The 19,731-nt window shown below is 64.6% G+C and carries 20 protein-coding genes and 1 pseudogene; 12 read left to right on the top strand and 9 right to left on the bottom strand.

Annotated features, from left to right (window positions below):
• Positions 1 to 30 precede the first annotated feature (30 nt).
• From ACIGJG_RS27595 to ACIGJG_RS27585, 3 genes are all read left to right on the top strand, one after another.
• Entirely contained in the window at positions 31 to 1,083 is a 1,053-nt protein-coding gene (locus tag ACIGJG_RS27595) for an aromatic ring-hydroxylating dioxygenase subunit alpha (RefSeq protein WP_483673414.1), read from the top strand.
• Positions 1,083 to 2,024, top strand: a complete 942-nt coding sequence (locus ACIGJG_RS27590) for a 2Fe-2S iron-sulfur cluster-binding protein (RefSeq protein ID WP_011300460.1) — start codon at positions 1,083 to 1,085, stop codon at positions 2,022 to 2,024. Before ACIGJG_RS27595 ends, ACIGJG_RS27590 begins: the two co-directional genes overlap by 1 nt.
• Before the next feature lie 62 nt (positions 2,025 to 2,086).
• Complete coding sequence (locus ACIGJG_RS27585) at positions 2,087 to 2,422, top strand: hypothetical protein (protein ID WP_041680207.1); 336 nt, start codon at positions 2,087 to 2,089, stop codon at positions 2,420 to 2,422.
• 29 nt (positions 2,423 to 2,451) lie between these two features.
• On the opposite strand, the gene ACIGJG_RS27580 is transcribed toward ACIGJG_RS27585, so the two are convergent.
• The 3 genes from ACIGJG_RS27580 to ACIGJG_RS27570 all read right to left on the bottom strand — a co-directional run bounded on the left by ACIGJG_RS27580 (position 2,452) and on the right by ACIGJG_RS27570 (position 7,041).
• Positions 2,452 to 4,917, bottom strand: a complete 2,466-nt coding sequence (locus ACIGJG_RS27580; RefSeq protein ID WP_483673413.1) for a putative bifunctional diguanylate cyclase/phosphodiesterase — start codon at positions 4,915 to 4,917, stop codon at positions 2,452 to 2,454.
• Between the two features lie 322 nt (positions 4,918 to 5,239).
• Positions 5,240 to 6,325: a mechanosensitive ion channel family protein gene (locus tag ACIGJG_RS27575; protein WP_483673412.1), complete on the bottom strand. Its 1,086-nt coding sequence runs from the start codon at positions 6,323 to 6,325 to the stop codon at positions 5,240 to 5,242.
• A gap of 137 nt (positions 6,326 to 6,462) precedes the next feature.
• Entirely contained in the window at positions 6,463 to 7,041 is a 579-nt protein-coding gene (locus tag ACIGJG_RS27570) for a J domain-containing protein (RefSeq protein ID WP_140953273.1), read from the bottom strand.
• A gap of 145 nt (positions 7,042 to 7,186) precedes the next feature.
• Between ACIGJG_RS27570 and ACIGJG_RS27565 the strand changes: the two genes are divergently transcribed.
• Positions 7,187 to 8,155 carry a threo-3-hydroxy-L-aspartate ammonia-lyase gene (locus ACIGJG_RS27565; RefSeq protein ID WP_483673411.1) on the top strand — a complete coding sequence of 323 codons (969 nt, stop codon included), beginning with the start codon at positions 7,187 to 7,189 and terminating at the stop codon, positions 8,153 to 8,155.
• Between the two features lie 41 nt (positions 8,156 to 8,196).
• On the opposite strand, the pseudogene ACIGJG_RS27560 reads toward ACIGJG_RS27565, so the two are convergent.
• The 3 genes and pseudogenes from ACIGJG_RS27560 to ACIGJG_RS27550 form a co-directional block, all read right to left on the bottom strand.
• Positions 8,197 to 8,364, bottom strand: a pseudogene (locus ACIGJG_RS27560) (AMP-binding protein); the annotation flags it as partial.
• A 117-nt stretch (positions 8,365 to 8,481) separates the two neighbouring features.
• On the bottom strand, positions 8,482 to 9,003 hold the full coding sequence (locus ACIGJG_RS27555; protein WP_011300467.1) for a phasin family protein: 522 nt from the start codon (positions 9,001 to 9,003) through the stop codon (positions 8,482 to 8,484).
• A gap of 413 nt (positions 9,004 to 9,416) precedes the next feature.
• A complete protein-coding gene (locus ACIGJG_RS27550; protein WP_483673410.1) occupies positions 9,417 to 9,680 on the bottom strand; it encodes a hypothetical protein in 264 nt (87 codons plus the stop codon).
• 184 nt (positions 9,681 to 9,864) lie between these two features.
• Between ACIGJG_RS27550 and ACIGJG_RS27545 the strand changes: the two genes are divergently transcribed.
• The 4 genes from ACIGJG_RS27545 to ACIGJG_RS27530 are packed head-to-tail and all read left to right on the top strand — an operon-like array spanning position 9,865 to position 14,692.
• Positions 9,865 to 10,128, top strand: coding sequence for a hypothetical protein (locus tag ACIGJG_RS27545; protein WP_140953275.1), 264 nt, complete (start codon positions 9,865 to 9,867; stop codon positions 10,126 to 10,128).
• Positions 10,125 to 11,174: a multidrug transporter subunit MdtN gene (gene mdtN, locus ACIGJG_RS27540; RefSeq protein WP_011300470.1), complete on the top strand. Its 1,050-nt coding sequence runs from the start codon at positions 10,125 to 10,127 to the stop codon at positions 11,172 to 11,174. Before ACIGJG_RS27545 ends, mdtN begins: the two co-directional genes overlap by 4 nt.
• Positions 11,155 to 13,152: an FUSC family protein gene (locus ACIGJG_RS27535; protein ID WP_483673409.1), complete on the top strand. Its 1,998-nt coding sequence runs from the start codon at positions 11,155 to 11,157 to the stop codon at positions 13,150 to 13,152. Before mdtN ends, ACIGJG_RS27535 begins: the two co-directional genes overlap by 20 nt.
• Positions 13,139 to 14,692, top strand: a complete 1,554-nt coding sequence (locus tag ACIGJG_RS27530; protein ID WP_483673408.1) for a TolC family protein — start codon at positions 13,139 to 13,141, stop codon at positions 14,690 to 14,692. Before ACIGJG_RS27535 ends, ACIGJG_RS27530 begins: the two co-directional genes overlap by 14 nt.
• 31 nt (positions 14,693 to 14,723) lie before the next feature.
• Here ACIGJG_RS27530 and ACIGJG_RS27525 read toward each other — a convergent pair whose 3' ends face one another.
• Positions 14,724 to 15,653, bottom strand: a complete 930-nt coding sequence (locus ACIGJG_RS27525; RefSeq protein WP_483673407.1) for a GntR family transcriptional regulator — start codon at positions 15,651 to 15,653, stop codon at positions 14,724 to 14,726.
• Between the two features lie 203 nt (positions 15,654 to 15,856).
• Positions 15,857 to 16,828 carry a Bug family tripartite tricarboxylate transporter substrate binding protein gene (locus tag ACIGJG_RS27520; protein WP_483673406.1) on the bottom strand — a complete coding sequence of 324 codons (972 nt, stop codon included), beginning with the start codon at positions 16,826 to 16,828 and terminating at the stop codon, positions 15,857 to 15,859.
• 376 nt (positions 16,829 to 17,204) lie between these two features.
• Here ACIGJG_RS27520 and ACIGJG_RS27515 point away from each other — a divergent pair, with 376 nt between their 5' ends.
• Both ACIGJG_RS27515 and ACIGJG_RS27510 read left to right on the top strand, forming a co-directional pair.
• The gene (locus ACIGJG_RS27515) at positions 17,205 to 17,465 is read left to right on the top strand and encodes a hypothetical protein (protein ID WP_011300475.1); all 261 of its coding nucleotides are present in this window, start codon (positions 17,205 to 17,207) and stop codon (positions 17,463 to 17,465) included.
• 48 nt (positions 17,466 to 17,513) lie between these two features.
• On the top strand, positions 17,514 to 17,774 hold the full coding sequence (locus ACIGJG_RS27510) for a hypothetical protein (RefSeq protein WP_011300476.1): 261 nt from the start codon (positions 17,514 to 17,516) through the stop codon (positions 17,772 to 17,774).
• 147 nt (positions 17,775 to 17,921) lie between these two features.
• On the opposite strand, the gene ACIGJG_RS27505 is transcribed toward ACIGJG_RS27510, so the two are convergent.
• Complete coding sequence (locus ACIGJG_RS27505) at positions 17,922 to 18,620, bottom strand: DUF899 family protein (protein WP_011300477.1); 699 nt, start codon at positions 18,618 to 18,620, stop codon at positions 17,922 to 17,924.
• A gap of 405 nt (positions 18,621 to 19,025) precedes the next feature.
• On the opposite strand from ACIGJG_RS27505, the gene ACIGJG_RS27500 reads away from it, so the two are divergent.
• Both ACIGJG_RS27500 and ACIGJG_RS27495 read left to right on the top strand, forming a co-directional pair.
• Positions 19,026 to 19,286 carry a hypothetical protein gene (locus tag ACIGJG_RS27500; protein ID WP_011300478.1) on the top strand — a complete coding sequence of 87 codons (261 nt, stop codon included), beginning with the start codon at positions 19,026 to 19,028 and terminating at the stop codon, positions 19,284 to 19,286.
• A 41-nt stretch (positions 19,287 to 19,327) separates the two neighbouring features.
• Positions 19,328 to 19,588, top strand: a complete 261-nt coding sequence (locus ACIGJG_RS27495; RefSeq protein WP_011300479.1) for a hypothetical protein — start codon at positions 19,328 to 19,330, stop codon at positions 19,586 to 19,588.
• Positions 19,589 to 19,731: the final 143 nt, after the last annotated feature.

Below are 19,731 nucleotides of genomic sequence, written 5' to 3'. Positions count from 1 at the left end.
AGAGGGCGTTCCACACACAGGAGACACGCAATGTTCGTCAGGAATACTTGGTATGTCGCCGGCTGGGACAACGAAGTCGGCGCCAGCAATCTCTTCAGCCGCACGATCATCGGCATCCCGGTGCTCATGTACCGCGCAGAGGACGGCACCCTCCATGCGCTGGAAGACCGCTGCTGCCATCGCGGCGCGCCGCTGTCGATCGGCCGGCGCGAAGGCGACTGCGTACGCTGCATGTATCACGGGCTGAAGTTCGACACGTCGGGCCGTTGTATCGAGGCGCCGGCGCAGCAACGCATCCCGCCCCAGGCCCGCGTGCGCGTCTTTCCGGTGGTCGAACGCAACCGCTGGATCTGGATCTGGATGGGCGATCCCGAAGCGGCCGATCCCGCACTGATCCCCGATACGCACTGGCTAGCCGACCCGGCGTGGCGCAGCCTCGACGGATACATCCACTATGACGTCAACTACCTGCTCATTGCCGACAACCTGCTCGACTTCTCGCACCTGCCGTTCGTACACCCGACCACGCTGGGCGGTAGCGAGGCCTACGCAGCGGCCCAACCCAAGGTCGAGCGTCTGGATGACGGCGTGCGCATTACGCGCTGGACGCTCAACACCGAAGCTCCGCCTTTTGCGAAGCAGGTCAAGAACTGGCCGGGCAAGGTAGACCGCTGGAACATCTACAACTTCACGATTCCGGCGATCCTGCTGATGGATTCCGGCATGGCACCCACGGGCACCGGTGCGCCCGAAGGGCAGCGTATCGATGCGGCCGAATTCCGTGGGTGCCAGGCTCTGACGCCGGAGACGGAGAACTCGACGCACTACTTCTTCGCCCATCCGCATAACTTCGCGATCGACAACCCCGAGGTCACGCGGTCCATCCACCAAAGCGTCGTGACAGCGTTCGACGAGGACCGGGACATCATCACCGCGCAACAACGGTCCCTGGCGTTGGCGCCGGACTTCAAGATGGTCCCGTTCTCGATCGATGCCGCGCTGTCGCAGTTCCGCTGGGTTGTCGAGCGCCGTGTCGCAGACGAAGCCGCACAGGCGCAGCAGCGTCAGGCGAAGGAGGCGTGATGGATCTCGTCGTGACAAGCCTGCGCCTGGAGGCGGAAGGCGTGCTTGGCGTGGAACTCAGGCATCGTTCAGGCGATGCCCTGCCGCCATTCGAACCGGGCGCGCATGTGGATGTCAGCTTTCCCAACGGTTTGACGCGGCAATACTCGATCGCCAGCACGGCCTCAGACACCACAAGCTACTGGCTTGGCATCGGGCTCGCACCGGCCTCACGGGGCGGCTCGCGCTTTGCGCACCACGAACTGCGCCTGGGCGACACCCTGCCGGTCGGCACGCCGCGGTCGCTGTTCGGGCTGCACGAGCCAGCCGCCGGCCATCTGTTCGTCGCCGGAGGCATCGGGATCACGCCGATCCTGAGCATGATCCGGCGCTGCGTCGAACGCGATCTTCCGTGGTGGCTGCTGTACTGCGTTCGCTCGCGCCGCCATGCCGCCTATCTGGAGCAGCTCGCACCGTTCGCGAACCGCGTCACGCTGCATGCCGACGACGAGCATGGCGGCCATCCCGACGTCCATACGGCATTGCGGCAAATGCCCGCAGGCTGGCACGTCTACACCTGCGGACCGGGAGTCATGATGGATGCGGTATGCGATCACGCCAGCGCATCGGGAATCGGTACCCATGCGGTGCATCTCGAACGCTTCAGTGCCGGCACACAGGCACCTGCGGAAAGCGGTGCGTTCCAGGTACGCCTGCTCAGGCACGGCGGACAATTCCCGGTGCCGGCAGGGACCAGCATCCTCGAAGTGCTGGAAGATAACGGTGTCTGCCTGCCATCGTCATGCCGGAAAGGCCTGTGCCGCAGTTGCGAAGTCCCGCTGGTTGCCGGCACGGCGGATCACCACGACTATGTGCTCAGCGATGAAGAACGCGCGGCCAACAAGTCCATCCTGATCTGCGTTTCGCGCGCGAAATGTGCGGAGCTGGTGCTGGACGTGTAGTTCACTGCGAGAGCAGGCCACCATCTTGCCTTACCATGGCGGCCTGCTTCCGAGACTCCGCCATGTCCCGTTTTCCGCACCGCGCCCTGCTCTGCCTGTCCACCGCAACGTTCGCACTTTCCGGCGGTGCACACGCCACTGACATCGACTGCGATCCTGCGGCGGCACCGGCAAGGCAGACCACGGCACACCGCCTGATCTGCGAATCCGCGCTGTTTTCAATGGGCTACCAGCGTATCTATGCCGAGCAGCAGCGCATGCTCAAGGCAGGATCCGTGACCGAGGCTGACATCGCGGCGTTCCGCGCCAAGCGGGACCGCTGCGATTCGGCGGCCTGCCTCGACACCACGTTCCGTGAATGGAAGTCGTTCGCCGGGCGCGTCAACCACAAGCCATAGACCGCATTGGTGCCACAGCCGTCGCGAGCCTATGCGTCAAGTCGATCCGGACATGACTCCCGTGTCCTGGCAAATTGCTCGAATTGCACCGCTGACAAAGGCTTGCTGAAGTAGTAGCCCTGCATCTCATTGCAGCCCTCGGCGCGCAGGATCGATATCTGCTCGGCAGTTTCCACGCCTTCCGCGATGGTCAGGAGCCCGAGATTGCGTGCCATCTGCACGATGGCACCGACGATCGCTCGGTCTTCGGCGTTGGTGGCAATGTCCCGCACAAACGACTGATCGATCTTGAGCTTGCGAACCTGGAACTTCTTCAGCTGCGCGAGCGAGGAATATCCCGTTCCGAAATCGTCGATAGACATGCATACGCCGCGCTCATGAAGCTCCTGGATCATGGCGATCGCACGCTGCGGATCGCGCATGGCGACGCCTTCCGTCAGTTCGAGCTCCAGGTGCTGCGCCGGCAGGTCTTCCTCTTCCAGAATGCGTGAAACCAGGTTGGGAAGGTCGGCATGGTGGAACTGAACCGTGGACAGATTCACAGCGATCACGGGCGTATAGCCTGCCTGCACCCAAATGCGCGCCTGTCGTGCCGCGTGCCGCAAGACCCATTCGCCGATAGGCAGAATTGCACCGCTCTCCTCGGCCACCGGAATGAATTCCGCCGGTGACACGGCGCCGAGCTCGGGATGATTCCAGCGCAGCAACGCCTCCACGCCGATCAGCTTGCCGTCGTCCATGGACATCTGGGGCTGATAGTGCAGGTGAAACTGATTGCGAGGCAGCGCCTGGCGCAAGGCGCCTACCACCTTGAGATAGCGGACCATGCCCGCCTGCATCTGCGGGGTGAAGAAGCAGTATCCGCGCCGGCCTTGTTTCTTCACGTGGTACATGGCAGTGTCCGCGTTCTTCGAAAGGCTTTCGAAGTCGGTGCCGTCGCGCGGGTAGAGGGCAATGCCGATGGAGCCGCTGACCGTCAAGTCGTAAGGGCCGAGGTGATAAGGCTCCGCGATGGTGTCGAGCACCTTCTGCGCGGTCTGCGCAGCGGTACGTTCGCAGGCATCGGGCAGCAGGATCAGGAACTCGTCGCCGCCGAATCTCGCCAACACATCGCCCTCGCTCAACAAGGGACGCAGCCTTCGGGCCAGCTCAATCAGCAAGGCATCACCAGCGCTGTGCCCCAGCGTGTCGTTGATGTCCTTGAACAGGTCGAGATCCAGGAACATTATGGCAAGCGTGTGCCCGTCCGAGGCTTGACTGAAGGCCTGCCGGGCCCGATTCTCCACAAGGCGGCGGTTGGGCAGCCCCGTCAATGCGTCGTAATGGGCGAGATGCTGGATGCGATCCGATGCCTGCTTGCGGTCGGTGGTATCGCGCGTGACCGCAAGCAGCCGCGTGACGCAGCCATCGGCGCCTCGCATCGGCGTGGCATGCGTTTCCAGCCAGCGGCGCTGGCCGCGCAAGCCGACAATCTCGAATTCAAGCAGCCCGCTTTCGCCGGACATGACGCGCGCATGCAAGGCGGCAAACGCGTCGCGATACTCGGGAAGGATGACTTCCGTGTAATGACGCTGCGCCTGCGCCAGCGAGTCCGCGCCGATCATCGCGAGACCCGCGGCATTCATTTCCAGCAGATTGCCGCTGCGATCGATGGTCTTGACACACTCCGGCTGCGTCTCGATCACGGTGCGCAAGCGCTGCTCGCTTTCACGCAGTGCTTCGTTGGCGCGCTGCCGCTCCGTTTCCCGGTCGAGATTGGCCAGCGCATAGTCGATGTTCCTGACCATGTCCATCAGCAGGTCGCGCACGACTGCATCGAAGACATAGGCAAGGGAACCGTAGAGCGACAAGGCGCCGATCACGCGATCGCCACGGTGCAAAGGCAGCACGGCGAATGACTTCCAGCCAAATCTCTGGCTCTGCGTTCGCCAGAGAACCGTGGCGGAGTCTGCGTGCACGTCTTGGCACCAGTACGGCGAATCGCTGCGCAATGCAAGGCCGGTGGGTCCGCGTCCATGCGGATCCGCTTCGTCGGCGGAAACCTTCAGATCCCGCAGGTACTCCATGCCCTGTCCATGGACAGCCAATGGCATCAGCCTCTTGCTGTCATCGAGCAGGCCGATCCACGTCATCTGCATGCCGCCGATCGTCACGGCGGCCCGGCAGATGTCCTCGAACAATTCCGATTCACTGCGGCAACGTGCAATGGCCTGATTGCATTGACTCAGTGCGCTGTATAGCTGGCTCAGCCGAACGCTCCTGAACTCGGTCTGCCTGTGCCGTGTGCGCAACACGGCGAGCCGCGTCAGCGTCGCGGACAGCCCGAGCATTGCCGCGGTCAGCGTGATGCTGGTTGCAGATGGCACGGCGAGCGACAGATACGCGGTGGCGCAAGCCACGCCGACCGCGCCAATGACGGCAGCCTCCCTGGAAGCCCGACCTGGCGCGGCACCTTGCGTACCGTTCGCTCCGTCGGCAGCGCGATGCCGACGCACCAGGCTCATCCGGCCGGACACGCGAGTCCCAACGGCGAAAATGCGGATTGCGGCGTGCGCGAGCCGTGCGGACGGCGCTCGGAATGGGTCATGGAGGTCGGCGGGATTTCCAGGTTTTCGCAAGACTCCGCACTGAACGTCGTGCCGAACAGGCCTGCGTTTGCTGCCCGTGTATCGGCATCCTTGTGCGCCCCTAACCCCCTACTTTAGGGGTAAGTCGACGACTATCTTCCGGGGCGCGCAAAACAAGTGGCGCAGGCGTCATAAGGCGACCCGCACAAGTGAACTATCCGTCATGCACAGAGTGTGGCAGGCGCGTGCCTTATCCCGCATTCGGCGCAGTTGCCACCGCAGCGTGCTGGGCCTCGGCATCGCGTTCGATACGCAGCCGCGGCAAATGCTGCGGGAATTCGCGCTGCATGAAATCGATCAGCGCTTCGCGGATCCGGCAACGCAGATCCCACGCGAGCCCCGATGACGCCGCCGTACACAGCACGCGCAGCTGCATGGTCTGCTCGGTCGCCTCGGTGACGACGAGATTGAAGAAGCGCTGGTCCCATTCGGGCGCGGCGTGCACGACGCGCTCGAGCTCCGCGCGCAGCGGCGCGAGCGGCATGCCGTAGTCGACGTGAAAGAACACCGAGCCCATGATCTGCGCACTGCTGCGCGTCCAGTTCTGGAACGGCTTCTCAATGAAGTACTGCAGCGGCACAATGAGCCGCCGCTCGTCCCACAACCGCATGACGACATACGTGCCCGTGATTTCCTCGACGCGCCCCCATTCGCCTTCAACGATCAGGACATCGTCGAGCCGGATCGGCTGCGTCAGCGCGAGCTGCAGTCCGGCGATCATGTTGCTGAACACGGGCTTCGCAGCGAAGCCCGCAATCAGGCCCACCACGCCGGCCGAGGCGAGCAAGCTCGCGCCGACCTGTCGCGCCCCCGGAAAGGTCATCAGCAGCATGGCTGCGCCCATCACCGTGGCCAGCGTCATCGCGATGCGCGACAGCACGCGCGTCTGCGTGTGAATGCGGCGCGCGCCCATGTTGTCGGCCACGTCGACGGGGTGCCGGTCCATGACGCCCTGTGCAAAACCGGCGATGATCCGCACCACGAGCCAGGTGGTCGCGGCAATCATCAGCAAGCCGTTGAGATGGCGCACGGTGTCGATCCAGCGCAGTTCGTCTGGTGCGGCCTGCCATACGGTTTGCAGCGCCAGAAGCGGAAGCACGACGCTGGATGGAGCGCGCGCCTTCCTGACCATCGCATGCAGTACCGGCGCTGGCCGCGTCAGGCGCATCAGCACCAGTCCGCCGAGCCGATGCGCGATCAGCGCAATCACCACAGCGGCCAAGGCCGCCGCCCAAGTACCAAACCACGGGTGTGCGAGGAGAATTCCAATATTCATCGGTCATCCCTTGTCATGGCGGGATCCGGGCGTGGCGATTGCAATGCCCTGCCCCGTTGCAGGACCTGGAAAGGGAAATGCGCGGATGGAATGCGAAAGGCGTCGCGGGCCGACGCCCCGCTCAGACAGCGCACGCGCTATGTACGGATTCCGAACAGGCCCTGCCAGAACGACTCGAAAGCCCCGGGGTGACGGCTGGTGGGCTTCGCCGCATCCTCCTCAGGCCCGATCTCCGGTGCAGCCTCTTCTTCAGCCTCCTGTTGTGCCTTGCGCGACTCCTGCAAGGCCCACACGCTGTCGGCGATTCGCCCCGCCAGTTCTGCCTCGCAATCGTGGCCAAGCAGCACGCCGAAGAGGACGTCACGGTTGTGGCCGTCGTCGGCGAAACGCATCGCGATGACGACCATCTTTTCGTAGTGTTCCTGCGCAAGGCGTTGCGCTTCGCGCTGCGCCGCTTGCTCCTGTTCTTCCTGCGCGGCGTGTTCCGCTTGCCAGCGGCGCATTTCCTGCGCGAATACGTCGTCGTACACGCGGCGTTGCGTCTCATCGGAGAGGATGGCGTATGCGTCGCGGATTTCCTGGAAGGCCAGGTGTGCCTCGGCCTCGCGGCCGGGGTTGCGGTCGGGGTGCCACTTCATCGCGGCACGGCGGTAGGCGCGCTTGATCTCGTCCAGGGTGGCGTCCGATTCGACGCCAAGGGTCGCATAGAGTGTCATGGTGCGGGGGAGACTGCTGCGTTGGCGTCCATCCTAGCATGGCAGTGCCTCGCAAACGCCGCTTGCGCGCCCATGGCGCTGCAATTCAGCGCATCTCCGACAGGCCTGTAGGATATCGGTCTCATCCCACGCAACAGGACAGCCGATGACCGAACTGAAGCTACCAACGTACGCAGACGTCCAGGAAGCCGCGAAGCGCCTTGATGGCGTTGCCAACCGCACGCCGGTCAATACGTCGCGCACGCTCAATGACATGCTCGGCGCCGAAGTCTTCTTCAAATGCGAGAATTTCCAGCGCATGGGAGCGTTCAAGTTCCGCGGCGCGTACAACGCGCTGGCGAAGTTCAGCCCCGCGCAACGCCGAGCGGGTGTGGTGGCGTTCTCGTCGGGCAACCATGCGCAGGGCATCGCGCTGTCGGCAAAGCTGCTTGGCATTCCCGCCACCATCGTGATGCCGCACGACGCACCGGCGGCCAAGGTCGCGGCCACCAAAGGCTACGGCGCCAATGTCGTGATCTACGACCGCTACACCGAGGACCGCGAAGCCATCGGGCGCCGCCTGGCCGACGAACACGGCTTCACGCTGATTCCGCCCTATGACCATCCGGACGTCCTGTCCGGCCAGGGCACGGCAGCAAAGGAACTGTTCGAGGCGGTCGGCGCACTGGACGTCGTGCTGACGCCGCTCGGCGGCGGTGGATTGCTATCCGGCACCGCACTGACCACACGCGCGCTGTCGCCGCAATGCAAGCTCTTTGGCGTCGAACCTGAAGCCGGCAACGATGGACAGCAGTCGTTCCGCAGCGGCGCCATCGTGCACATCGATACCCCGAAGACCATTGCGGACGGCGCCCAGACGCAGCATCTCGGGCAGTACACGTTCAGCATCATCAAGCGGGACGTCGACGATATCCTGACGGCGTCCGATGCCCAACTGGTGGAAGCGATGAAGTTCTACGCCACACGCATGAAGATGATCGTCGAGCCCACGGGCTGCCTAGGCCTGGCCGCCGCCATGCAGATGAAGGATGCGCTGAAGGGCAAGCGCATCGGCATCATCATCAGCGGCGGCAATATCGACCTGGAGCGGTTCTGCGAACTGGTGTCGGCGTAAATGCAGGCGGCCTGCCCAAGAGCCGCCTGTGCGCGGATCTGCCAGATGGTCGGAACACCGGCCACCAGCGTGACGCGCTCATCGCGCAGCAGGTCATAGATGCTCTTGCCGTCAAGATGCGGCCCGGGCAGCACCAGCTTGGCGCCAGTCATCGCGGCCGCATAAGGCAGTCCCCATGCGTTGACGTGGAACAGCGGCACTACCAGCGGGATCGTGGCATCGGCGGACGAACCGAGCGAATCGGACAGGCTGATGACGTGCTTGTGCCAGCGCATGCATACATTGCGCTGGCGTCTTGCTGATGCGGGCGATGCCCGCGCGGGAGATCAGGCTTTGGTCGAAGCCGCTGCGGCAGCCAGGTTGCTGCGCGCGACATCGGACATCTGCTTCGAGATGGCCTGAGCCGAACGGTAGGTGTTGCCAGCAGCGTCGACGGTGGACTGCAGCAGGGCCGACACCGCTTCCGAACCGGCCGGCGCATTCTTCACGAAGGTATCGACGAACGCCTGCAGATTGCGGTGATGCTGCTCGTATTGCTCTTCCACGGCGCGGGCCAGTTCGGCTTGCGCCTGCGCGGCGATCTCGCAGACCTGGCGCGCATAGGAGATGGCCTTCTCGGTCGTGGGCTGGGCCAGGCTGCCTTGCACGGCAAGGACGTCGCGAAGGTCTTTTCCACCGAGCACGGCTTTCAGGTTCTCCTGGCCTTCCGTCAGCGCGGACTTGGCGGTCTTGAGGTTCAGTTCAGTCAGCTTTTGGAAGCCGTCGATCGTGGACTTCGACATCATGGCCAGGTTGGCCAGGTTGGTCTTGTGGAGTGCCGCAAACTGATCGGACGTAAAGGCGGACATGCTTGAGTTCTCCTTGGGATCGCCGGCCAGCATCGCGCCATGTGCCGCCATGGTGCGCTGACCGGAAGTTGGTATTCCTGGTGGGAAACGCGCCGGCCAGAGCCGCGTTCAACCAGGGTGCACAGATTAGAGGAAGACCTCTAAGTTGATCCCTAGGTAGTTACCCAATACATGACGATACAATTGCGCTTAAAGTGCATTATACGTCATGTTTATAACATTTTTTTACGAATCGATGCTGCAGCGCGAGGCGCCCACGTCGCTCCGGCACAACAAGGCTGGGACGCCGGGTATCCTTCCGGCATGCTGCACCCGCGCCAAGCATGCGTTCGGCCCGCCACCATGGCGAGAGCCCAGCACCGGCACCGCCCGTGAAGTGCGTTCCAAGCCCGCAGCCGTGTGCCGCCGTCGTGTCAGATCTGATCGAGCAGGCTGCGAACGACATCGGCCAACCGGCCGGCACGCTGGCGCCCGTTGGCGTCCAGGTCCATGGCGCAGCCGTCGGCCAGGGCCTTGAGTCCGAACAGCGCGTCGCCGACATCGCGCCAGCCCGGATAATCCGCGTGAATGCGTTCGAGTGCGGCGGCCCCGGCGGTGACCCTGGCCGGCGCCGGTTGCCTGCCGGCTGCGAGTTCGTCGAGGGAATCGGCGGCGTCGAGCAAGCCTTTGCGGTTCATGGATGGTGTCCCCAGGAAATTGTCTGTCGTAGCCGCTGCGGTGCGGCTGCCGCGGTCGTGGCCGCGGGTGTCACTGTAGCAGGACGCGCATCGGCGTGAGCACCGGGTATGTGCCGGCGGTGTGCCTTGGACAACGCGCAAGCCGCGCTGCTATATTACGGCGACCGATTTCGACCCAGATCCCATGGCACGCTCGCTTGCGCTCATCGCGCTAGCTACTTCGCTTTATGGTTGCGCCGGTGCGCCGTCTCTCGGATTGTTCGGCGCCTACTTCCCGCTCTGGCTGCTGAGCGCGCTGGCCGGCATCGCGGGCGCGGTCGTGTCCTACCGGATCTTCTTCGCGACAGGCTGGGCGGAAATCGTCCGCGCGCAACTGCTGGTCAACACCGCGATCGGCCTGATCATTGCGGAAATCGTCTGGTTACTGGGTTCGGGGCACCTCCTATGAAAATGGCCGGCGTACGCAGCAGCCCGAAGCGCGGCAAACTGATCGCGCCGGTGATCGTCCTGCTGGCTGTCCTTCTTTCCGTCTACGCCTACCAGCGCACCAGCCGCTATCCGTCTTCCGACGACGCCTCGCTCGACGCCGATATCGTCCATGTGGCATCGCCCGTCGGCGGACGCATTGCGAAGATCCATGTGGCCGAGAACCAGCTGGTCGCCAAGGGCGACGTGTTGTTCGAGATCGATCCCGTGCCCTACCAGCTGGTTGTTGCGCAGGCGCGCGCCGATCTCGAACTGGCGCGGGCCGCGCTGGGCACCAGGCAGCGCACCATCGCCACCGAGCGCGCCACGGCCTCGATCGCTTCCGAGCAGACCAAGCGCGCCGAGCAGAACTACGCGCTGACTGCCCGCACCGTCGAACGCTTGCGCCCGCTCGTCGCGGACGGCTACGTACCCGCGCAGCAGCTGGACCAGGCGCAAGTGGCCCAGCGCGACGCCGGCGTATCGCTCAGGCAGGCCAATACGCAGCGCGCCGCTACGGCAGGCGCTGTTGGCAATGAAGACGATGCCATCGCCACCGTACACGCGCGCGAGGCCGCGCTGGCCATTGCGCAGCGCGCACTTGACGACACCAAGGTCCGCGCGCCCCACGCCGGGCGCGTGAGCGGCCTGACCGTGCTGTCGGGCGAGGTCGTGATCCCGAATCAGTCCCTGTTCCTGCTCGTGCATACCGGCGAGTGGTTCGCGGTCGGCAATTTCCGCGAGACGTCGCTGGCCAACATCCGCATCGGCGACTGCGCCACGGTGTACTCGATGATCGACCGCAGCCAAGCCTTGCGCGGCAAAGTTGACGGCATCGGCATCGGCGTGACCGACACGGACCGCATCAACCTGCCGCGCTCGCTGCCTTATGTGCAGCCGTCGGTGAACTGGGTGCGCGTGGCCAAGCGCTTCCCGGTGCGAATCCGCCTGGAAGACCCGCCCGAGGCACTGGCCCGCGTGGGCGCGAGCGCAACTGTCGAGATCCGGCATGGCGCAGCCTGCCGCTGACAAGCTGCGCCTGCGCCTTGCCGATATCGGTGCACTGCTCGCGCCGTTGCCAGGCCGCTATGCGGGCGCGACGCGTATCACCGTTGGCTGCACGCTGACGGTATTGGTCACAAGTATCTACGGCACGCCAGAGGCGGCCATCTCGGCATACGTCATCTTCTTCATCAACCGCGCCGACCGGACCACCAGCATCATCATGAGCGCGGCGGCACTGGTGCTGGTCAGCCTGATCATTGCGCTGGTGGTGTGGCTCGCCGACTTCAGCGTCGATGACCCCATGCGCCGCGTAACGTGCATGGCGGTGCTGTCTGCTGTCCTGCTCTTCCTGACTTCGGCCAGCAAGCTGCGGCCGGTGGGCGCGATCGTCGCGATGATCATCGGCTTCGCGCTCGACGAACTCGGGCTCGTGCCCGGTGGCGAAGTCGCGACGCGCGCACTGCTCTATGCCTGGCTGATGGTGGCGATCCCGATCGGCGTGAACATTGTCGTCAACCTCGCGATGGGTCCGTCGCCGCGCCGGCTGGCAACGGACCGCCTTGCGCATTGCCTGCGTATAGCCGCGCGATGCCTGCGGGACCCGCTGGACAACGGCGGCGGGGACGCATTGCATGAGGCGCTGCATGGCGGCCTTCAACCCGTCGCGGGCTGGCTCAGGCTTGCCAGGGTCGAAGGCGCCCTCAACGTCCAGGATCTGCACGCGCTGCAGCAGGCAACGGCATCGACCCTGGCCATCCTGCTAGCCGCCGACGTGACGCAACGACAATCCAGCGCACAGCTTCCATCGGCCACGGCAGCAAGCCTTGCAGACACGCTCGACGAAATGGCCCGCATGCTCGCTGCTGGCGGCTATCCGCTCGAGATTGCATTGCAGGCAGCGCCCATCGACAACCTCTCGCCGGTGCAACAAGCCGTCTTGCGCGAGCTGGTCGCGGCCATCGATGGCTATGCCGAAGCCGGCACAGATCCCAGCGATGCGCCGGCACGCGCAGCGGCAACGCCGAAAAGCGGTTTTCTGAGCGCCGACGCATTCACCAATCCCGACCACGTCCGCTACGCGCTCAAGACCACCGGCGCGGCGATGTTCTGCTACGTGCTGTACCAGCAGCTCAACTGGCCCGGCATTCATACCTGCTTCATCACCTGCTATCTGGTGTCGCTCGGCACCACGGCCGAGTCCGTGGAAAAGCTCTGGCTGCGTTTGGCCGGATGCCTGGTCGGCGCGGTGATCGGGACTGCCGCCATCGTCTACGTGGTCCCGTCGCTGTCGTCCATCGGCGGCCTGATGCTGCTGGTGTTTGCCGGCACGTGGATTTCCGCATGGGTGGCACAGGGCTCGCCGCGCATTGCGTATGCGGGCTTCCAGATTGCGTTTGCGTTCTACCTGTGCGTGGTGCAGGGCGCCGCGCCCGGCTTCGACCTGACTATCGCACGTGACCGCGTGATCGGCGTATTGCTTGGCAACTTGGTCGTCTACCTGGTGTTCACGCGTATCTGGCCAGTCAGCATCGCCGGGCGCATCGAATCCGCGCTGGCGGCACTGGTCACGCAATGGCAGGCGCTGGTCGATACGCCGCAGCCCACCGCGCGGCGCCAGCATGCGGCAGCCGCGCTCGCCCTGCATGGCACGATCACGCAGGACCTGATTCTGGCGCACTACGAACCGGCTTCCGTCGGGCCCGCACAGGAATGGGTGGACATCCACCGCGAGCGGCTGGCCACCCTCGATGCGATCTCCGGTCCCATGTTCCTGCTCGCCGAGCGCTTTCCCGGTGATCCGGCGCTTGCACGGCGCCTGCACCGTCTGCGGACCGACATCCCGCTGCAGACAGCCCCGCAGCACGCTGAAGCGATACCCGACGCTCCCGACGATGTCCGGGCCCGCCAGGCACTGCTCGCCATCGTCGACCAACAACTCGAAACGTCCCATGCCGACGCGTCGGACACGGGCTCCCCTTCATCGATTCATGCGCAAACCTGAGTCCCTGGCCGCGCTGACGCTGTGCGCGCTGACCCTGGCGGGCTGCGCCACGTCGTCGCTCGACCTCGCGCCGGAGCAGCCGGACCGCCCGTGGCATCCCATCACCACGGCATCGGGCGAGATCGTGCCGGGTGCCGCCGGCCAACCCGTGCCAGCGCCGTCCGACTACACGCTGCCGGCAAACCCGGCGCTGGCGGCGGTTTCGCCAGCGGCCACGCTCGACCCCGCGCATGCCTACACGCTGCCCGAGCTGATCGACCTGGCCGAATCCACCAACCCGCTCACGCGCATTGCGTGGAACGATGCGCGCAACGCAGCGCTGGCCGCCGGCATTGCCAAGGCGAGCTATTTGCCGTACATCTCGGCCGCCGCCATGGGCGGCTACCAGAACGGCCACAGCTCCACGTCGACGGTGCTGGGCCCGGTCGGCGCGAATTCATCGAACCACGGTGCGATCTCGGTCCTGTCGCTGCAATGGCTGCTGTTTGATTTCGGCGAACGTGCGGGCATTGTCGATGCCACGGAGCAGCTATCGGTCGCGGCCAATATCGCGTTCAATGCCGTCCACCAGAAGATCATCCACGACGTCAGCGTCGCGTTCTATCGCTACCAGGCGGCGCGCTCGCGTGCGCGCACCGCGCAGCAGGCGATGGAGAATGCCGATGCAGTGCAGGCCGCGGCCAAGGCGCGCTTTCAGCGAGGCATCGGCACCGTCGTGGAAGTCGCCCAGGCCACGCAGAACCGCGCGCAGACCAACCTGGCCATGGTCCAGGCGAAGGGTGCGGAGACCGATGCCTATCTGGCACTCGTGACGGCGGTCGGCATTTCGCCATTGTCCCGGCCGCAGGTCGCGGAGATGCCGTTGCGGCCGCTCTCCCCCACGCTGCGCAGCTCGGTCGAACAGATCGTCGAAACCGCGATCGCGCGGCGACCCGATGTACTCGCCGCCTATGCAGTGGAGCGCGCAAGCCAGGCACGCGTGAAATCAGCCGAGGCCGGCTTCATGCCGAAGGTCTTCCTGTCGGCGTTCACATCGTATGCATCGGGCGGATCGGCCATTACCGCAATTCCGCCCATCGGCCAGCAGCCGCCGACTGTCAACCTGAACGGCTACCGCTATGGTTCCAGCGTCTTTCTTGGCGTCACGGTGCCGATCTACGACGGCGGCCTGCGCTCCGCGGTGCTCGCGCAGGCGCGCAACGACGCCGACAGCGCCTCGACGAAACTGAGCCGCGCGAAAGAAGAGTCCGTACGGCAAGTGGTGGTCAGCCAGAGCGCGCTGGAATCGAGCCTCGCCGCCTATGACGCGGCCACGGCGCTGGCTGATGCGGCCCGGATCACGTATGACGCCGCGTTCGCCGCCTACCGCAAGGGCGTTGGGTCGGTGACGGAGGCCAACCTCGCGCAGAATCAGCTGCTGCTTGCGCAGAATGCCTCGGCCGATGCCTACAGCGGCGCGCTGGCCGCCGCGGCGGCGCTGGCGTTGGCCACCGGGTCGATCGGTTCGATTCGCGAGGGTACGACGTGGCCTGCGCGATAGGCGACATGGGCAGCGCTACGGCCAACGCGCGTTACCGCAGGCCCAGCGTGAACGGCAGCAGAAGCGCATTCAGAAGCAGCAAGCCATACGCGACCATCATCATGGCCGGGATTCTTCCAGGCTGGATCGCTTTCTCCCCGTCCTGCGGCACGGAGCGCCGGCGATTCCAAACAAAGCCCGCTCCCGCGCCCAGCACGGCGAGCCCGGACGCCAGGCTTTCCAGGATCAGCGGACCGGCCCCCCGCTTCTCGCGTGGCTGGATCTTTGCCGCCGGGACCGGCGCGGCATGACGGGGCCGCTCGGGTATTGCTTCCAACGCTGACGGATCGATCGGCGCGCCAGCCGGGGGCCTCGGAGCAACGATGGACGCGGGTGCCACAGCGGCGGCGGGTGCATCATGCCCGGCGAACTTCGGCACCGGCACCGCCGGCCGCGACGCTGCTTCGCGCGTCGTGGCGGCCGCGTTGTCCGAGGCACCCGACCGGGCAAACATCTGCTTGACCGGCGCCTTCAGCATGGCATCGCGCTGCCGCCAGAACATATGGAAGACGCTGTCCAAGCACCGCACGGAATCACAAGCGTCCCGCTTCGCGCGCCATGCGGCAAGGTCGGCGTTCTGCATGGCGCCCTTGCGCAGCATCCGCTGCTGTTCAGCATAGATCTGCTCGTAACGCTCCGACAGCATGGTGTATTCGCAGATCAGGTGTTCCTTGCGGGCGCCCGCTGCCCCAGCACGCGGCTCGCACCCAACGCCGCTGCCGTAAGGCTCTGCGCAACGCGCCAATGCACCGCCCAAAGGGGCCGTACAGGCGATATCCGACGCGTACGCGCCTCTTGCGGCAAAAACGGCCAGCAGCCCTGCCGGGATCAGCAGGGCCGTGCGCCCGTTCAGTCTTTCCATCGTCAGCCCTTGAAGCCGATGCCGGACTTTCAACGTAGTCGATGGCGTGCCCGCGCCCAAGCGGGGATTGCGAGATGCGTGTGGTGCCGCACTCACCCGGTGCGACTGAGAACGCCGACGACGGACGTACGCTCCAGATCGGTGAACTGGGGGCGGCGCAAGGTGCCTTCCATCGAGATGGAAGGCAAGGCCGGCGGCTCGGCAATGCCAGCGGACTGACCCAACGTTGTCACGATGCCGCTGCCAAGCGCACGGTCACATCATCACGAACCGGCCTTGTAGTTCGTCTCATTCACGATCTTCTTCCACCGTGCCGTGTCCTGGGCAATGACGGTCGCGAACTGTTCGGGTGTGCTGCCCACGGCGTCATAGTCGATCGCGGCCAGCTTCTCCCGGATCTCGGGCAGTGCGACGATGCGGGTCACCTCCTTGTTCAGGCGCGTAATGATTTCCTTGGGCGTGCCCGTCGGGGCCAGCAGGCCTGCCCACGAACCGAAGGCCATGCCGCTATATCCGGCTTCCTGCATGGTCGGCACATCGGGCAGCGCCGGCGAGCGCTTGTCCGACAGCACCGCCAGCGGGCGCAGCTTGCCGGCCTTGATCATCGCCATCGAGTTGAACGGGTCGATCGTCATGTCGACCTCGCCCGCCACCACGGCCTGCATCTGCGGGCCGGTGCCTTTGTAGGACACGCTGACGACGTCAGGCGTGCCCGCGGTCGCTTTAAAGCTGGCGCCGATCAGCTCGATCATGCTGCTGCCCGCCGACAGGCTCAGCGGCCGGGTCTTGGACTTGGCCAGCGCTACGAATTCCTGCACGGTCTTGGCCGGCACTGACGGGTGCACCACCATTACGAAGCCAATATTGCTGATCAGCGAGATCGGCTCGAAGCTCTTAAGCGGGTCGTAGCTGGCCTTGTAGATCAGCGGGCTCAGTGTCTGCGCCCCTGCCGTGTTGAGCAGCAAGGTGTAGCCGTCGGGCGCGGCGCGCGCCACGGCGTCGGTACCGATGATGCCGTTGGCGCCGGGCCGGTTTTCCACTACCACCGATTGCTTCAGCGCCTCGCCAAGCTTCTGCGAGATCAGGCGCGCCACAACGTCGGTGGCGCCGCCCGGGGAGAACGGCACGACCATGCGGATCGGCTTGCTGGGATAGGTGTCGCTCCAGGCCAGCGCGGGCATGGCGCCCAGCACGGCCGCACAGAGCATCAGGCGGCGACGGAAATTCGGCTTCATAGGTGTGTCTCCACTACTGCGTTGATCGGATGCGCTCGGTCGGGCCGCACCGCTTTTTATTCATATTTATGAATTCGATTTTACGCAGATGAAGTTCCGCGTCAATGTGGGTATCCACGGACGCGTAGGGCCACTGGTGTCGTTATTCCGCAAACAGGTCGCAGCGGATGTGTCTGGCCACCACCGACATTCAGCCAGCCCGCATTGGCCAAGACTGGCCTCTCCTCACCGTAATTTTCTTTTTATTTTCAAATACTTGGTCGACAAATGAGGCGGTGAACGCGAGGCTGGCACATCCCATGCGTATATGACTGCGAGCGCAACACCCGATGCCCTCTAAACCCAAGCCAGACCAGCACCCTCAAGGAGTTTCATCATGTCCCTCACCATCCAGAATCTGCCCGTCGAACAAGACCTCGACCACGCCAAGATGAGCGCCGTGCGCGGCGGCAGCCTGTTCCTGAACAGCGGCATCAACGCGATCATGGGCGGCTCCGGTGTGTCCTTCGCCAGTCCCAACATCATCGTCGCCCCGGTCACCCAGGTCGATGCCTCGACCCGCACTAACGTCGACCTCACGAGCATCAACAACCTGCTCAACAACGTCGGCGGCATCGTGCAGGCCGCGCAGCACTAATTCCCCAGCCAGTCCATCTCGTTCATCCAGCCTACCCAGGAGACCATCATGTCCTTGACCATCCAGAACCTCGCCCTCGAACAAGACCTCGACCACGCCAAGATGGGCGCCGTGCGCGGCGGCAGCATCTTCGTGAACTCCGGCACCAACGCCATCGTCGGCGGCAGCGGCGTGTCGTTCGCCAGCCCCAACACGATCTTCGCCCCGGTCACGCAGGTCGATGCGTCGACGCGCACCAACGTCGACCTCAAGACCACGACGAACACTATCAACAACATTGGTGGCATCGTCGCGGCGCTGCAGCACTGAGCGGTGCAAGGCAGTATCCGGCGGGCGGTGTACCACCGCTCTGCCCGCCCTCTGCCTGACGCAACAAAGACCGCCCGTCAACGGGCGGTCTTTGCATTTGCCGTGATGGATCTTGATTGCCGCGCAGCAGGCTCGCTCACTAGCGCACTAGTATTCCAGCTTGGGATACCAATCCTTGCCCCGCCCCTCCGGCGTGGTGTCCAGCAAGCTCCACAGCGGATCCAGGTCCGGTGCACCGCGAGGGTCCTGTCCAGGGTCGGGCGGAATGCCGAACAACTCGCCGCTCCAGAAATGCCGGATCTGGCCGTCCCGGCGTGTGAAGACCGTATAGGCCGGCATGTCGGCATCTTCAGGATTCACGTAGTCGCGCGTGAAATCGCCATCAACGTCCGCATAGACCTTCAGCTTCGTCCAGCCACGGGCACGCCTGGCGGCCACAAGCCGGTCGATGGGCGAGCGGGCCACCATCGCCAGCGCCACGCGCTGCTCGATATCCGGCACCTTGTGGTCCCACGATGCCATGATCGATGTGCACATCGGGCAAGGCTTTTCCCGCTGTGGCCCGAACATGTAGCTGTAGATGACCAGCGTGTCCTTGTCGCCGAACAGGTCGGCAAGCGTGACCGGGCCGCTTTCACTCTGGAACGTATAGCGCTTTGTCACCTCTCCGCCTGGTGGCAGCCTGCGCCGCTGCTGCGCCACGCGCTCGATATGGCGGCGTAACTCGATCTCCTCCGCCAGCAGCGCATTGCGTGCCTGACGGTATTCCGCGCTTTCATTGGGGAAGCGGATGGGGTTGCGCTGCGCCAGTTCAGTCGCGGGAACCAGCTCTTCCTTTGCATTCATGTCGACCCTCCTTCATCTCGGTCGCACCATGGCCTGTGCGGGACTCCCCCCTTGGGGCAGATGTCCACACACTGGTTGGCCCTGTCCTGGTTCGTTGCGAACGGCGCCCAATTGTTCCGCTCAATATGCGCGCGCCGAGCGGCGCACCACCCACGGGGCTGGCGAGTGTCTGCCCACGGCAAACATGCCACCAAATCCCTGTCGGTCCTACGCAGACAGCGCGCGGGTGGCCAAGGATCATCAGCGTGCCAGACAGTTGCCCTTTTCTCTTTTATTTTCAATGGGTTGATCGCCTCGCGTCGTTTCCGGACCGGAGCTGGCACACCCCATGCGTATATGACTGCGAGCGCAACATCCGATGCTCACCAACCCAAGCCAAACCAGTACCCCCAAAGGAGTTACATCATGTCCCTCACCATCCAGAACCTGCCCCTCGAACAAGACCTTGACCAAGCCAAGATGGGCGCCGTTCGCGGCGGCAGCATCTTCGTGAACTCCGGCACCAACGCCATTGTGGGCGGCGCCGGCGTGTCGTTCGCAAGCCCCAACACGATCTTCGCCCCGGTCACGCAAGCCGATGCCTCGACCCGTACCAACGTCGACATCAAGACCGTGACCAACACGATCAACAACCTGGGCGGCATGGTTGCAGCCCTGCAGCACTAATCCAGCCCGTTCAGCTCATTCAGCCTACCCAGGAGACCATCATGTCCTTGACCATCCAGAACCTCCCGCTCGAACAAGACCTCGATCACGCCAAGATGGGCGCCGTACGCGGTGGCAGCGTCTTCGTGAATTCCGGCACCAACGCCATCGTGGGCGGCAGCGGCGTGTCGTTCGCCAGCCCCAATACGATCTTCGCTCCGGTCACGCAGGTCGATGCGTCGACCCGCACCAACGTCGACCTGAAGACCATGACCAACACGATCAACAATGTGGGGGGAGTCGTCGCGGCCTTGCAGCACTGAGCCGCGCGCCAGGAACGGAGAAACGGGCGCTAGTCCGCGCCCTCCGTTCCGCAGCGGGGCCGGCGCCATCGTGGCCGGCTCATCGAGAGAGACCGTCCCACCGGGGACGGTCTCTTCATTTCCGTGTGCACACAGGCACGGCA

The organism is Cupriavidus sp. C1SS-2L (assembly GCF_057073735.1).
This window is presented reverse-complemented; position numbering and strand designations above follow the sequence as displayed.

What these genes read in the sequence shown, in the direction of transcription:
- ACIGJG_RS27595 (WP_483673414.1), top strand. Translation starts at nt 31, where the DNA reads ATGTTCGTCAGGAATACTTGGTATGTCGCCGGCTGGGACAACGAAGTC.
- ACIGJG_RS27590 (WP_011300460.1), top strand. Translation starts at nt 1,083, where the DNA reads ATGGATCTCGTCGTGACAAGCCTGCGCCTGGAGGCGGAAGGCGTGCTT.
- ACIGJG_RS27585 (WP_041680207.1), top strand. Translation starts at nt 2,087, where the DNA reads ATGTCCCGTTTTCCGCACCGCGCCCTGCTCTGCCTGTCCACCGCAACG.
- ACIGJG_RS27575 (WP_483673412.1), bottom strand. Translation starts at nt 6,325, where the DNA reads ATGAATATTGGAATTCTCCTCGCACACCCGTGGTTTGGTACTTGGGCG.
- ACIGJG_RS27570 (WP_140953273.1), bottom strand. Translation starts at nt 7,041, where the DNA reads ATGACACTCTATGCGACCCTTGGCGTCGAATCGGACGCCACCCTGGAC.
- ACIGJG_RS27565 (WP_483673411.1), top strand. Translation starts at nt 7,187, where the DNA reads ATGACCGAACTGAAGCTACCAACGTACGCAGACGTCCAGGAAGCCGCG.
- ACIGJG_RS27555 (WP_011300467.1), bottom strand. Translation starts at nt 9,003, where the DNA reads ATGTCCGCCTTTACGTCCGATCAGTTTGCGGCACTCCACAAGACCAAC.
- ACIGJG_RS27550 (WP_483673410.1), bottom strand. Translation starts at nt 9,680, where the DNA reads ATGAACCGCAAAGGCTTGCTCGACGCCGCCGATTCCCTCGACGAACTC.
- ACIGJG_RS27545 (WP_140953275.1), top strand. Translation starts at nt 9,865, where the DNA reads ATGGCACGCTCGCTTGCGCTCATCGCGCTAGCTACTTCGCTTTATGGT.
- mdtN (WP_011300470.1), top strand. Translation starts at nt 10,125, where the DNA reads ATGAAAATGGCCGGCGTACGCAGCAGCCCGAAGCGCGGCAAACTGATC.
- ACIGJG_RS27535 (WP_483673409.1), top strand. Translation starts at nt 11,155, where the DNA reads ATGGCGCAGCCTGCCGCTGACAAGCTGCGCCTGCGCCTTGCCGATATC.
- ACIGJG_RS27530 (WP_483673408.1), top strand. Translation starts at nt 13,139, where the DNA reads ATGCGCAAACCTGAGTCCCTGGCCGCGCTGACGCTGTGCGCGCTGACC.
- ACIGJG_RS27520 (WP_483673406.1), bottom strand. Translation starts at nt 16,828, where the DNA reads ATGAAGCCGAATTTCCGTCGCCGCCTGATGCTCTGTGCGGCCGTGCTG.
- ACIGJG_RS27515 (WP_011300475.1), top strand. Translation starts at nt 17,205, where the DNA reads ATGTCCCTCACCATCCAGAATCTGCCCGTCGAACAAGACCTCGACCAC.
- ACIGJG_RS27510 (WP_011300476.1), top strand. Translation starts at nt 17,514, where the DNA reads ATGTCCTTGACCATCCAGAACCTCGCCCTCGAACAAGACCTCGACCAC.
- ACIGJG_RS27505 (WP_011300477.1), bottom strand. Translation starts at nt 18,620, where the DNA reads ATGAATGCAAAGGAAGAGCTGGTTCCCGCGACTGAACTGGCGCAGCGC.
- ACIGJG_RS27500 (WP_011300478.1), top strand. Translation starts at nt 19,026, where the DNA reads ATGTCCCTCACCATCCAGAACCTGCCCCTCGAACAAGACCTTGACCAA.
- ACIGJG_RS27495 (WP_011300479.1), top strand. Translation starts at nt 19,328, where the DNA reads ATGTCCTTGACCATCCAGAACCTCCCGCTCGAACAAGACCTCGATCAC.